Origin of the sequence: Thermotomaculum hydrothermale, assembly GCF_016592575.1 — a bacterium.
GTDB lineage: Bacteria > Acidobacteriota > Holophagae > Thermotomaculales > Thermotomaculaceae > Thermotomaculum > Thermotomaculum hydrothermale.
Genome location: NZ_AP017470.1, coordinates 627,085 through 640,746, shown reverse-complemented (window position 1 = coordinate 640,746; position 13,662 = coordinate 627,085). Strand labels below are relative to the sequence as shown.

Genomic DNA, 13,662 nt, shown 5'->3' with positions numbered 1-13,662 from the left:
AAAAAGGAGAAATTATGGGAAACAGAAGAAAAGCAAGGGAATACGCACTGTATATGCTTTACTCATACGATGTTACTGGGTTAAATCCAGATTATATTTTAAAGAATTTCTATGCAGATTTAGAAAGGGCAAAAGCAGGAAGTAAAACAAAAGAGTATGCAGAAAAATTATTTAAAAAAGTACTCGAAAAAAAATCTATTATTGATAAAACTATTGAATCAAAATCACAGCACTGGAAACTATCCAGAATGTCAACAATAGACAGGAATATTCTTAGAATTGCAACATATGAGTTGCTTTTTGAAGACTTAGATCCTCCAATTGTAATTAATGAGGCAATTGAGATAGGGAAAAAATACGGAGACAGTGAAAGCGGAGTATTCATTAACGGAATACTTGACGCAATAAATAAAGACTTAAAATGAGATTTCTAATTCTCTTCCTCTTTACAATTAATGTTTTTTCAAATCAAATTGCAATTAAAACTATTTACTTGTGCTCTGAGACCCCTGCCTGTCTTAAAAATTACTCAAATGCAAACTATACTTTGAAAATAAAAAATAAAAATAAAATAGAGGTTAAAGTAAACTACGCACCTTTAAAAATTCCATCCCCCTATCCTTTTGAAATAAAGGAAAGAAGATTAATAACATTAATTGAAAAAAACAAATCAAACAGTGAAGAATTAATTTTGTTTGCACATGAAATTAAGCAAAAATCAAAAGGGTACTATCAGTGTGTGGACAATGTCCTAAACTTTGTGTCAAAAAATTTCAAGTACTCAAACACAATTAATCCACCATTAAAAGGTGACTGCAATACAGCGGCATTAACAACAGTAAAATTACTTGCCTTATGCAATATCCCTGCAAGGATAAGATATGTAATAAAATTTGAAAACACAAAAAAAACAACAATCTCCGGAAAAAGCCTTCACGCAATTGTTGAAATATATTACCCCAGGTATGGCTGGGCTTTCTCAGACCCTGTAAAGTACCATCACTTTGTACCTTCTACATACCTGCTTATTTGCAATTCACAAACACTTTTAGGAACAACATTTAAGATTAAAAACAACTTAACCAAAAAAGGATTTACTGATATACTGAAAAAGAAAACAATTGTCTACAAATTACCGAATTTATTCAGGTTTTATTAATGGCTAAAAGAAACGAAATTTTTGAAGAAATATCACAACTTAACGAAAAGCTCTACATACTTATAAAAGAACTTGAAGAAATTATTGCGGAAGAAAAAGAGTACATAGATGAAGTGAATGAACTTTACAGGATACTTCACACCCTGAAAAGCTTAATGTTAATGGCTGATTTAGCAAAATTAAGCGACATTATTCACCTATCAGAACAGATGCTTAATGAAATAAAAAAAGGGAAAATAAACCTTAATTCAAATGTTATGGAAACTATTTTCAATGTCCATACATTGATAAACCAGGCACTTAGCAAAAAAACAATAAGTGAAAAAAAACTAAAACAGGCAATAAATAAAATCAAAAAAATATTGTCAGAACAGAAGGAAATAACAAAAGAAGATTTAAACTTCTATCTTTCAAAACTTCCTGAAGATTTAATCCAAAGTTTTACCGACACCGAAATTAACAGGGTTTATCTTAATATAAAAAAGGGAAGAAATATCATTCTTTGTTCACTTACCTTAAACTTTGAAAACTTTGAAAAAGAAATTGAGGAAATTACAACCAAGCTAAAAGAAAATGGCGAGGTAATAGCAGTAATTCCAGGGGATTTATTGAATAACAACACTAAAATAAACTTTGATATTGTATATTCCTCTGAAACACTTTTAAGGGAAATAAAAAAAAATTGTGGCAAAAACGCAAAGTTAAAAATTTTATATAAACAGATAACTAAAAAAAATGCCAACTTAGAGAACAAAGAAAAAACAAAAATATCCCCCATTTTAAAAATTGAATCAAATCTTATAGACAGTCTTTTAGGAGACATTGATGAACTTGAAAGTGCAAAAAATAACCTGATCAAAAAAACCAAAGAGGTTACAGAAGAATATCAATTTGAAAAATTAGAATTTTATATCTCTCTCTTAAACAAAAAAATTAGCAACTTACACAAAAACATAGTCAATTTAAGGTTGGTTAACCTATGGCCATTGTTTCAACTTATTGAAAATACAATTAAAACAACTGCTGAACAGTTAGATAAAAAGGTTAATGTTGAAATAAGAGGTGCCAATGAAAAAATAGACAAACCAATTATTGATATTTTAATTGACCCCCTTGTCCACCTTGCAAGAAATGCTATAGATCACGGTATTGAATACCCTGATGAAAGAATAAAAAAAGGGAAAAATGAATATGGAAAGATTACAATAAATGCATATCAAAGCGAAAATTCTGTTTATATAGAGTTTACAGACGATGGAAAGGGAATAGATTTAGATAAAGTTAAAGAAAAGGCAAAACAATTAGGATTAAACAAATTTTATCATGAATTTACTGAAGAATTATTACTGCAACTAATCTTTCAACCTGGCTTTTCAACCAAAGAGCACTCCTCAAAAATTTCCGGAAGGGGAATAGGGCTCGATTCTGTTAAAGCAACACTTACCTCAATAGGCGGAGACATTTTTATTAAAACAGAAAAGGAGAAGGGGACAACTTTTATTTTGAAACTCCCTTTGACAACAGCCATTATGCCTCTATTCTTTGCTACAGTGGATGATTTTATAATCTGCATTCCTGAATTTGCAATTATAAATATTGAAGAATTTAATGAAGAAAAAATGATTTATTTAAACAATAAAACCTATTACAAGTGTGAAAATTCTCCAGTTCCTTTAATTAGTCTCCCACAATTAATGAACAAAAGTACAATATACTCCAACCTTTCAAACATAATAACTTTAAACTTTGCAAGTACCACAATTTGCGTACTTGTGGATAAAATTATAGACTACCAGGAAAAAACAATAATGCCTTTCAAAGGGAAACTTAAAAAATTTCCTATATTTTCCGGGGTTTGCAGATATGATGACAATAAAATAGGCTTTATACTGGATGTTAATCAGTTAATTGAACTAACAAGGAAAAAATATGAAACAAGAATCAAATTCACAACTTTTAATTTTTAAAATCAGCAATCAATTTTTTGCCATTAATACCGACTTTATTAAAGAAATTATTGAGAACACAGAATCTTTTCCATTACCGATAGAAGCACCGCACATTAATAAAATTATCGTTCATAGAAATGAAATTATTGCTGTATTGAACACTTTTTATTATTTTGAAATTAAAATCAATAACCCAAACTATTTCATTGTGCTAAACGAGATGATAGCAATCCCTGCAGATGAATTAGGTGGAATTTTTAACTCAAACCAATTTGAAAATAGAGAAAAAAACATAAAATCCCCTTTTGTAAAAGAAATTTTCTATATAAACGAAAACCCAATTACAATAATTGATTGCAAGGAAATAAGCTCTCATGAAGGAAAAACAATTTTATTTCTCATTTAATGATTATGTCCAGCTCTTTGAAGACATAACAGGATGTAAAATAAAACCTGAAAGAAATTTGGTAAAAAAAAGGCTTGAAAGATTTTTCAAAAAATGCCAGATAAAATCGGACAATATTTTTGCTGTTGAACATTTAATTAGAACAGACAAAGAGTGCTTTAATTCATTTATTGATATCTTTATCCCTGTGGAAAGTTATTTTTTTAGAGAACAGGATTACTTAAATCTGGCAATTGAAATAGCAGAAAAACAGAACTTTAAAGAAATCCTGGTTGCCCCATGTGCAACCGGGGAAACTGCATATTCCCTTAAAATACTGGCTAATGAAAAAAACCTAAACTCAATAAAGATTGAAGGAATTGATATTTCTGAAAGTGCAATAGACCAGGCAGAAAAAGGAATTTTCAATGAACATTCTGTAAAAAATTTACCTAACAAATACTTACAAAAATATTTTTTTAAAACTGAAAAAGGATTTAAAGTTTTACACCCCTTGAAAGAAAATATTGAGTTTTTAACTTCAAATTTGCTAACTTTAAGAAAAATCAACAAATATGATATAATTATATGTCGTAATTTTTTAATTTACTTAAAAGAAGATACAGTGAAAGTTGTTTTAAACATTATTTATCAGAGTTTAAAAAATTGTGGTGTTTTAATTTTAGGAAAATCAGAGCTGTCATTAATCAAATGTTTCCCATATTTTAAAAGGGAAGAAATAAATAACTTGTTAATTTTCAGGAAAAAAACATGTCAAAACTCTTAATAGTAGAAGACTCAGATTTAACAAGGAATGAAATAAAAATAATTGCCCTTTCAAGTGGGTTATTTAATGAAACAGTAACCGCATCAACAGGGGAAGAGGGGATAAAGCAGGTTGTAAAGCATAAACCTGATGCATGCGTATTAGACCTTGAAATGCCAAGAATGGGAGGATTCACCTTTTTAAAATGGTTAATGAAAAACCACCCAATTCCTGTTTTAATATTCTCATCACTTAACACAAATGAAAACATAATAAAAGCTCTTGAATTAGGAGCAATTGACTTTTTAGGAAAAGAAAAAAGTTATATAACTTCAAATTTTAAAGAAAAATTTATTGAAAAACTAAAAATACTCAAAAACTCAAAACCAAGATTATTAGAGATCAACCACAAAAATCTTGAAAGTTACAAAATAATACCTGAAAAAGAAAAGAAATATAAATTCAAACTAATTGTAATTGGAGCATCAACAGGTGGCCCCACTGCAATCCAAAGAATTTTAAAAGACATTGATGGAAAAATATCAATTCCAATTATTATTTGCCAGCACATGCCCAAAAATTTCACACCATTATTTGCTAATCGTCTAAACAACCTGGTTCAGCACTATCAGGTTAGTGAAGCAAGGCATTATGATAAAATCCAGGAAAATAATATATACATTTGCCCGGGAGAATCCCATTTACTTGTATCAGGGAAAAAAATTGAACTTATGCCATCAAAATCAAGCGATTTATACACACCATCAATTGATATTACAATTCAAACTGCTGCCACCTATTACAGGGAATCACTTTTAGGTATAATACTTACCGGGATGGGAAAGGACGGATTAGAAGGGGCAAAAAAACTAAAATCCGAGAGGGGAACATTGATTATAGAATCCCCAGAAACCTGTGTAGTGTATGGCATGCCAAAAGAAATTGCCTCAAACAACCTTCACAATTACCAATTACCAATAGATAAAATAGGAGAGAAAATTGTTGAAATTTCAATTGAAAAAGATTAGTTTATTCTTAATTTTAGCGTTTATTACCTTTAATGCAAAAACCGAAATTATTCAAAAACAAAATACCCTTGAAAAGTACCTGAACCTTGACCAGGCTGTTTACATTACAGGAAAAGTGATAAATGTTATCGATGGAGATACAATTAAAATAGAAAGAGACGATAACGGAACGCCAGAAAAAATAAGATTTCTTGGAATAAATACACCAGAAAAAGGGTATTATGATAATGACAACTATATTGAAGACCCTGAACCATATTCCATAGATGCAACTAATTACATTTATAACATAGTAAATGGAAAAACAGTAAAAGTTTACTATGCAAAAGATGATTACTATTCAAGAGACTCTTATGGAAGATTACTTGGTGTTGTTGTTTATAACGGAAGGATTTTAAACATTGAGCTTTTAAGGGAGGGGCTTGCCAAAAGGTACTTTTATAATGCCAACCCTATTCTAAAGTTTGAAGAATGGACTAAAGCAGAAGCCTCTGCAAGAATAAGAAGAGTAAATATGTGGTCTGATTACCATAAAAACAGGATTGTAATTACCGAGGTTTACCCCGACCCACCTGGCAATGAAACAGATACTGGCAAGGAATTTATAGAGATAAAAAACTTCGGGAAAGACCAGGTTAATCTCAAAAACTGGCTTTTTATGTTTGACAAAAGCACTCATTACTCTAAATTAACCTCAAATGATTTTATTTTAAACCCTGGAGAGGTTTGTGTAATCAGTACAGTTGATGAAGCTACCTTTAGAAGCCTTTTTCCTTCTGTTCCACAGAGTGCCAAATATTTACAAAGCCAAGATAATTTCTGGTTCACAAATAATCCAACCCCTATTCAGCAAAGAATATTTTACCTTGCAACTCCCGACAGACACATTGAAGAGGTGCTTACATTTAGTTTAGATTGGTATGACGGGCTTAGAAATGGAGGCAAAAGCCTACAAAGGGTAAATTTCAGAAAAATTGAAACAGGAATTCAAACATCAGACAGTCCAGACAAAGAATTATTTAAAGCAGACACCCCAAATCCAGGGATCGTGGAGTAACGAAATCCTTAAAAAAATTCTTTTTCCTGTTATAATAACACTGAAAAACTGATGGAGATTTGAATGTTTATAGGAAAGGTTAGCGGAACTGTTGTTGCCACAAGAAAAGACCCAAAACTTTACGGAAAAAAACTTCTTGTTGTAATTCCAGTGGACGAAAATCTTAAAGAAAAAAAGGATTACCTTGTTGCCGTTGACACAGTTAGCGCAGGCTATAAAGAGTATGTTTTGGTTGTTCAGGGAAGTTCAGCAAGAATGGCAGAGGGAATGAAAGACTGCCCTGTTGATTCAGCCATAATAGGCATTGTTGATAGTTTTGTTATAGATGGAAAGGAAATAAAATGAGCGTTATAGATAAAGTTAAAAATGCAGGAATTGTGGGAGCAGGCGGAGCAGGATTCCCCACCTATGTAAAACTAAACTCAAAACCTGACACCTATATTTGCAATGCAGCAGAATGCGAACCATTGCTCTACACAGACTACTATGTAATTAAAAATCAGATTACAGACATAATAAAAGGTTTAAAGATCGCAATGGAAACCACAGGTGCTAAAAATGGTTTCTTTGCAATAAAAAAGAAAAGAAGCAAGCTATTTCCACTAATAGAAGAAGAGATAAAAAGGCAAAAGGCTGATAATATCAAACTATTTCAATTAGGGGACTACTACCCGGCAGGGGATGAGCAATCCCTTGTTTACGATGTTACAGGAAGAATTGTGCCTCAAAAGGGGATTCCTATTGATGTAGGAGTTGTAGTAAACAATGCCCTTACACTTGCTCAAATTGCCAATGCTGTTGAAAACAATGTACCTGTTTATCAGAGGTATGTGTCAGTGGTTGGAGAGGTTGAAAATCCATTTGTGGCTATAGTCAATGTAGGAACTCCTTTCAAAGCATTAATTGAACACGCAAAACCAAAAGAAGACACTGTTTTAATTGAAGGCGGTGTTATGATGGGAAAGGTAAAAACACCTGAAGATGTCTTAACAAAAACAACAGGTGCTCTTGTGTTTTTAAATAAAAACAATCCAGCCGTAAGAGAGAAAACTGCATCATTTGATTCAGTGACAAGGTTTTCAAAAGCGGCTTGTTGCCAGTGTACAGAGTGTACAGTGCTTTGTCCAAGGCACAATTTAGGACACGATATTGAACCACACATGATTATGAGAACTTTAAACTACGGACTTGATTCAACCTCACACATTGCCCAGGCTGCTTATCTTTGCTGTCAATGCGGAGTATGCTCAATGTTTGCCTGCCCCTTTGGTTTATCCCCAAAAAGAGTTTATGCACACTTTCGCCAGAAACTTAAAGATTACGACATTCCACCAAAAGAGCATAGAGCAGACCCCTTTAATGAAGCTAAAAAGATTCCCACAAAAAGGCTAATGGCAAGGCTTTCAATTCTTCACCTTGATATAGAGCCTGAATTTATTGGAGAATTTGAATACAGTGGAGACTACATAATTCCCTTAACACAACACATTGGGGCACCGTCAATTCCAGTTGTAGAAGAAGGAGATAAGGTATCAAAGGGAGAACCAATTTCAAAGTGTGAAGAAAAATCACTATGTGTACCGGTTCATTCTCCCGTTAATGGAATAGTTAAAAAAGTAAACAATAACTTTGTTATAATAGGAAGTTGATATGAATAGTGCAATAGGAATGATTGAGTTAAACAGTATAGCAAGAGGATTCCAGGTTTGTGATAGAGTTTTAAAAACTGCAAAAGTGAAACTTGTAACATCACAGACAATATGTCCCGGAAAATACATAGTATTTGTTAACGGGGAAGTTGCAGAGGTTGAAGCAGCAATTGCAAACGGGATCGAAGAAGGGGATAGATATGTAGTTGATAGTCTTGTTATACCAAATGTTCACCCTGATGTTTTTCCCGCACTATACTCTACAAAAACAGTATCAAATGTAGAAGCGTTAGGGGTAATTGAAACATTTTCAGTTGTTTCATCTATCTATGCTGCTGACGCAGCGGTAAAAACCGCATCAATAGAGCTAATTGAAATAAGAATGGCGATGGGGTTAGGCGGAAAAGCTTTCACAGTTTTCACAGGTACAGTTGCGGATGTTGAAGCATCAGTTAAAAGCGGAGTTGATGCCGTAAAAGACAAAGCAATGCTTGTTTCCACAACTATAATCCCATCACCGCACCCTGATTTAAAAATTGAAATACTCTAAAAAAATTTCCTGTTAACAACTTTAAAATCCAACAAAAAATATTTTAAGAAAATGTGAAAAAAATCTTTATATTTTGTGAATAATATTATAAACTATTCAGCGAGTTGAAATGCAGGAGGAAGTTGATGAAAAAACTCGTAGTTTTACTGATGCTGATTACAGCAATTACGGTATTTGCGACAAACGGAGATAACATGATTGGAGTTACTCCGTCTTCAAGTGCGTTAGGTGGAGCAGGTGTTGGTGCCCCGGTTGGAGCAACTGATGAGATTTTTAGAAATCCAGCCTTTTTAGGGAATTATAAAGGCTTTAATATGAGTTTTGGCGCAGTATTGTTTTTCCCTGAAGTAAGAGGTAGATATTCTGATATGCAGCATGGCGATTCTGGGTTTATTAAAAGCCAGGCTGATACCTTTATGGTTCCAGAAATAGGAATCACATATCAGATAAATGAAAAATTTACTTTTGGTTTAGGAGCATTCGGTGTTTCCGGTATGGGAGTCGATTACAGAAATAGAGACCCGAGACTCTCAAATATGAACACAAACTTTCAGTTTATGAGAACAATTGCAGCACTCTCATACAAAGTAAATGAAAACTTAAGCCTTGGCTTTGCTCTTGATTTAGCCTGGGGTTCACTTGATATTGGAACATTTTTGCAGGATTTTCATACAGGAGATGCCTTTGAAGCAGGAGGCGGTGTCTCACAAGCATTCGGAGCAGGTGGACAATTCGGCCTTGCTTATCAAAAAAACAACTTTACATTTGGGATTTTATACCAGACATCCATTCCTATGAACTATGATAGAGTGCTTGACACAAATCATGACGGTATATTTGAAAAAATGAAGCTTGAACAGCCTGACGAATTGGCAATAGGTTTTGGATATAGACTTAATGCATGGAGGTTTATGTTTGATGTAAGGGAAATAGGCTGGGAAAACACAGACGGCTACGGACAGTTTTTGTGGAAAGACCAGACTGTTTATTGCCTTGGTATTGAATATACAATTTCAAAACAAACAACTTTAAAATTTGGGTACAATTATGCTAAATCCCCCATTAGAAATGCAGATAACCTTGATTTAATGACTCCTGAGCATAAGGTTTCTGAATTAAGTGCAACTTTTTCAGATTTTCAGGTTGCGTGGTTCAACCTATTAGGATTTCCAGCAATTACAGAAGACCATTATTCAATGGGAATTAGCCATAAATTTAATAAGACTTTCGGTATAGATTTTGGTTTTGTCTATCTCCTAAAAAGACTATTAAAGCTGTTTCTGTAAATAATTTTGCAGAAGTTGAGGCATCAAATAAACAGTATTCGTTTGCATTTGGTCTTAAATGGCATTTTTAAGACCATATCCCCTCCCACTTTCACAATAAAAAAGGGGGCTTAAAGCCCCCTCTTTTTTATTCTTTAATCACCTACCCTGCACTCCATAAATCTATTTCCAAAAACTGTTAATACTGGAGAGCCTTTTAACCTCAACCCTTTAAATGGCGTATTCCTTGCCTTTGATTTAAAATAGTCAGGGTTTATAGTTACCTCTTTATCGGGATTTAAAACAGTTAAATCAGCTTTCTTACCTTCCATAATTCTGCCCTCTTCAAGTTTTACTATTTTTGCGGGATTTATTGACATTAATTCAATAATCCTCTCCATTGGAATACCATGTTTATGGTATAAAAGGTCAATAATTACTGGAATTGCAGTTTCAAAACCAATAATCCCAAAAGCAGCAATGTCTATTTCACAATTTTTATGTTCGTTAGGGTGAGGAGCATGGTCTGTTGCAATTGCATCAATAGTGCCGTCTTTTATCCCCTCAATAAGTGCAAGTCTGTCTTTCTCACTCCTTAAAGGTGGTTTCATAATGTAATTGGTGTCAAAGGATTCAAGGTAAGAGTCGTTTAAATATAGGTGGTGCGGTGTTACCTCACAGGTTACCCTCTCACCCCTTGATTTAGCTTCCCTGACAAGGTTGAGGCTAAATTCAGTTGAAAGGTGCTGAATATGCAACCATCCTTTTACATAAGAGTTAACAATAATATCCCTTGCAACAATTATATCTTCAGCAATAGAAGGTATTCCTTTAAGCCCTAATTTTGTTGAGTAAAACCCTTCATTCATTACCGCTTTTTTAGTTAAAGTTAAATCTTCTGCATGCTCCATTAGAGGGATATTAAACGGAATACAGTATTCAAGTGCTTTTTTAACTAAATCACTTGTAGCAACAGGCAACCCGTCATCTGAGATTGCAACTATACCCTTTTGAACCATTTCACCTATTGACGCAAGTTCTTTTCCCTCTCTTTTCTTACTTACTGCGCCAACAGGAAGCACTTCGGCATACCCGGCATCCCTTGCTTTATCAAGAACAAGGGTTATAATGGCAGCATTGTCCATACAGGGAGAGGTATTGGGCATAGCACAAACATGGGTAAATCCCCCATTCATTGCCGACATAGCCCCTGTTTCAATCGTCTCTGCCCTCTCCCCTCCCGGCTCTCTCAAGTGTGCATGCAAATCAACAAAACCTGGAGCAACAATGCATCCCTTAACATCATAAATTTTATCCGCTTTACTTTCTTCTATTGATTCTGAAATCTCAGTAATCATTCCATCTTCAATTAAAATATCAAGATTTTTATTTAAACCTATTGACGGGTCTAAAACCTGTCCGTTTTTAATTAGATATTTCATTTATTCTTCCTCCTGCAAGCAAAAATAAAACAGCCATTCTTACATAAATACCATTGCTAACCTGCTCTAAAATTACAGAGCGTTTAGAATCTGCAACCTCTGAGTTTATTTCAACCCCCCTGTTAATTGGACCGGGATGCATAACTATTGCACCATTTTTAAGATTTTCCATTCTCTTTTTTGTTAACCCATACAGCATATTAAATTCCTGCAATGAGGGGAAAAAGCTCTCAACCATTCTCTCTCTTTGAATTCTCAACATCATTACAACATCTGCATCCTTTATTGCATTATCAAAATTGTATTCAACATTTACCCCTAATTTTTCAATTCCTGGAGGTATAAGTGTGGGAGGACCGGATAAAGTAACATTATTCCCCATTTTTTTCAAAAGCCAGATATTTGAGCGCACTACCCTTGAATGCTTTATATCCCCTGCAATAACAATATTTAACCCTTCAAGGGTACCCAAGGCTTCCCTAATTGTATATGCATCAAGTAGAGCCTGAGTTGGATGCTCATGGGCGCCATCCCCTGCGTTGACAACGGAAGCGTTAAGGTTGTTAGCAAGAAATTTTGAAGAACCGGGAGAAGAATGCCTTATAACCACTATGTGAGGCTCCATAGATTCAAGAGTTTTAATTGTGTCATAAAAAGACTCCCCCTTTGAAAGAGAACTTGCTGAAGCAGAAAAATTTAAAGTATCAGCCCCCAATCTCTTTTCAGCAATCTCAAAGGAAGACCTTGTCCTTGTTGAATTCTCCATAAAAAGGTTAAGTATTAATTTCCCCTTTAAAGCAGGAAACTTTTTATTTGTTCCTTTACATATACCCTTGAAAATTTTGGCTGTATCAAGGATTTGAGTGATATCCTCTTTTGAAAGAGGCTCTATCCCAAGTAAGTGTCTGTGTTTAAAATTTTTCATATTTCACCTCAATTTTTTTTCTTTAAAACAACCATATCTTTACCGTCTTCTTCGGCAACATATACCTGAACCATTTCATCTTTTGAAGTGGGAATGTTTTTCCCAACAATATCAGCCCTTATTGGCAACTCTCTATGTCCCCTATCAACCAAAACTGCAAGTTTTATATACCTTGGCCTACCAAAATCAAGTATTCCCTCTATTGCAGCCCTAACAGTCCTTCCTGTGTAAAGAACATCGTCAATTAGAACAACCTTTTTATCTGTAACAGGAAAGGGAATTTCCGTTTCTTTAAGGTAAGCATTTGTAACATTTGTAATTAAATCATCCCTGTAAAGTGTGATGTCAAGAAGCCCCACAGGTACCTCAACTCCTTCAAACTCTTTGATGTACCGTGCTATTCTCTTTGCTATGTGATCTCCCCTTGTCCTGATCCCAATTAACAACAAATCGTCTGTTCCCTTGGTTGCCTCTAAAATCTCATGGGTCATTCTCTTAATTGTTCTTTCCATAAGTTTTTCATCCATAATGACCTTTTCTTTAGACATACTTCCCCCTTACAAAAAAAGAGGCTGAATACCCAGCCTCTCATTTATAGATTATTAAATTGTAACCTGATTGTAATTTCTATCATCATCCCTCACCTCTTACCGGCATCGCTGTACCGGTTTAAAGAGTCAATTTATTTTACCTTCATTAAAAATATAAATCAAATATTTTTTAATTTTAATTTAACCTGTTAATCTTTCTAAGAATTAAGCAGATAACAAAAACCTCTTCTCCATATCTTTGCCTTAACTTAATTTTGTTTGACAAAATCTTTTTTATTTTGTATATTTTAAATAGAGATAACCATGCTGTAAAAATATAAGAGGAGGTGGAATGTTTAGTTATCCTCATAAGCACAAATTGCCTAACGGCGAGGAATTAACTATTGATTTGCTGAAAAGTGATCAATACAAAGAGTATTTTGATTTTCTTAACAGGTTAACCGATGATGACAAATTATATTTAAAGTATGATGTCACAAATATCGGATTTGTTGAAGAAAGGGTAAAAGCAATTGAAAAAGGCAACAGAGTATCAATTGTTGCCTGGAATAAAGACAAAAAAATAGTAGGTTCATCAACCCTTTACTGGACAAATTTTGGATGGAAATCTCATATCGGGAAATTAAGAATTATAGTTGATCCTAATTACAGAAACTTAGGGCTATCAAAGTATCTTGCTCAACAGATTTTCTTTAAAGCTCAAGAAATGAGAAACCTTGACCTTGTGGAAGCAGAGGTAATGGAAGAGCAAAAAGCTGCAATCCATATTCTTGAAGAATTAGGATTCAAAAAGACTGCAACCCTTCCAAATTACATTGTTGACACCAAGGGCAAAAAACACAATTTAATTATTATGGTAGCAGACCTTGAAAGTTTAATTGACAAATTTGAAAACATGGTATGGGACGAAGAGTTTAAAGGCGGTTAATACGAAAA

At 33.7% G+C, this 13,662-nt stretch carries 15 protein-coding genes; 12 read left to right on the top strand and 3 right to left on the bottom strand.

The annotated features are described in order from the left end of the window. The first annotated feature begins 14 nt into the window (after positions 1-14). From nusB to TTHT_RS02855, 11 genes are all read left to right on the top strand, one after another. The gene (gene nusB / locus TTHT_RS02905; protein WP_201328541.1) at positions 15-425 is read left to right on the top strand and encodes a transcription antitermination factor NusB; all 411 of its coding nucleotides are present in this window, start codon (positions 15-17) and stop codon (positions 423-425) included. Further along, positions 422-1,159 (top strand): transglutaminase-like domain-containing protein, encoded by a 738-nt coding sequence (locus TTHT_RS02900; RefSeq protein WP_201328540.1) that lies wholly within the window; start codon positions 422-424, stop codon positions 1,157-1,159. Before nusB ends, TTHT_RS02900 begins: the two co-directional genes overlap by 4 nt. Further along, entirely contained in the window at positions 1,159-3,126 is a 1,968-nt protein-coding gene (locus TTHT_RS02895; RefSeq protein ID WP_201328539.1) for a chemotaxis protein CheA, read from the top strand. The genes TTHT_RS02900 and TTHT_RS02895 overlap by 1 nt, the downstream gene beginning before the upstream one ends. After that, positions 3,089-3,514: a chemotaxis protein CheW gene (locus TTHT_RS02890; RefSeq protein WP_201328538.1), complete on the top strand. Its 426-nt coding sequence runs from the start codon at positions 3,089-3,091 to the stop codon at positions 3,512-3,514. The genes TTHT_RS02895 and TTHT_RS02890 overlap by 38 nt, the downstream gene beginning before the upstream one ends. After that, positions 3,483-4,280: a CheR family methyltransferase gene (locus TTHT_RS02885; protein ID WP_201328537.1), complete on the top strand. Its 798-nt coding sequence runs from the start codon at positions 3,483-3,485 to the stop codon at positions 4,278-4,280. The genes TTHT_RS02890 and TTHT_RS02885 overlap by 32 nt, the downstream gene beginning before the upstream one ends. After that, on the top strand, positions 4,265-5,287 hold the full coding sequence (gene cheB / locus TTHT_RS02880) for a chemotaxis-specific protein-glutamate methyltransferase CheB (protein WP_201328536.1): 1,023 nt from the start codon (positions 4,265-4,267) through the stop codon (positions 5,285-5,287). Before TTHT_RS02885 ends, cheB begins: the two co-directional genes overlap by 16 nt. Further along, positions 5,259-6,344: a thermonuclease family protein gene (locus TTHT_RS02875; protein ID WP_201328535.1), complete on the top strand. Its 1,086-nt coding sequence runs from the start codon at positions 5,259-5,261 to the stop codon at positions 6,342-6,344. The genes cheB and TTHT_RS02875 overlap by 29 nt, the downstream gene beginning before the upstream one ends. Before the next feature lie 63 nt (positions 6,345-6,407). After that, on the top strand, positions 6,408-6,689 hold the full coding sequence (locus TTHT_RS02870) for a EutN/CcmL family microcompartment protein (RefSeq protein ID WP_201328534.1): 282 nt from the start codon (positions 6,408-6,410) through the stop codon (positions 6,687-6,689). Continuing rightward, positions 6,686-7,993, top strand: a complete 1,308-nt coding sequence (locus tag TTHT_RS02865) for a 4Fe-4S dicluster domain-containing protein (protein ID WP_201328533.1) — start codon at positions 6,686-6,688, stop codon at positions 7,991-7,993. The genes TTHT_RS02870 and TTHT_RS02865 overlap by 4 nt, the downstream gene beginning before the upstream one ends. 1 nt (position 7,994) lies before the next feature. Then, the gene (locus TTHT_RS02860; RefSeq protein WP_201328532.1) at positions 7,995-8,543 is read left to right on the top strand and encodes a BMC domain-containing protein; all 549 of its coding nucleotides are present in this window, start codon (positions 7,995-7,997) and stop codon (positions 8,541-8,543) included. Between the two features lie 125 nt (positions 8,544-8,668). After that, positions 8,669-9,829 (top strand): OmpP1/FadL family transporter, encoded by a 1,161-nt coding sequence (locus TTHT_RS02855; protein ID WP_201328531.1) that lies wholly within the window; start codon positions 8,669-8,671, stop codon positions 9,827-9,829. Between the two features lie 134 nt (positions 9,830-9,963). On the opposite strand, the gene TTHT_RS02850 is transcribed toward TTHT_RS02855, so the two are convergent. Genes TTHT_RS02850 through pyrR form a run of 3 tightly spaced genes read right to left on the bottom strand, consistent with a single transcriptional unit; the run spans position 9,964 to position 12,723 of the window. Further along, entirely contained in the window at positions 9,964-11,250 is a 1,287-nt protein-coding gene (locus TTHT_RS02850; protein ID WP_201328530.1) for a dihydroorotase, read from the bottom strand. Then, complete coding sequence (locus tag TTHT_RS02845) at positions 11,234-12,175, bottom strand: aspartate carbamoyltransferase catalytic subunit (protein ID WP_201328529.1); 942 nt, start codon at positions 12,173-12,175, stop codon at positions 11,234-11,236. The genes TTHT_RS02850 and TTHT_RS02845 overlap by 17 nt, the downstream gene beginning before the upstream one ends. A gap of 8 nt (positions 12,176-12,183) precedes the next feature. Further along, positions 12,184-12,723, bottom strand: coding sequence for a bifunctional pyr operon transcriptional regulator/uracil phosphoribosyltransferase PyrR (gene pyrR / locus TTHT_RS02840; RefSeq protein WP_201328528.1), 540 nt, complete (start codon positions 12,721-12,723; stop codon positions 12,184-12,186). Between the two features lie 334 nt (positions 12,724-13,057). Between pyrR and TTHT_RS02835 the strand changes: the two genes are divergently transcribed. Continuing rightward, positions 13,058-13,654, top strand: a complete 597-nt coding sequence (locus tag TTHT_RS02835) for a GNAT family N-acetyltransferase (RefSeq protein WP_201328527.1) — start codon at positions 13,058-13,060, stop codon at positions 13,652-13,654. Positions 13,655-13,662 lie beyond the last annotated feature (8 nt).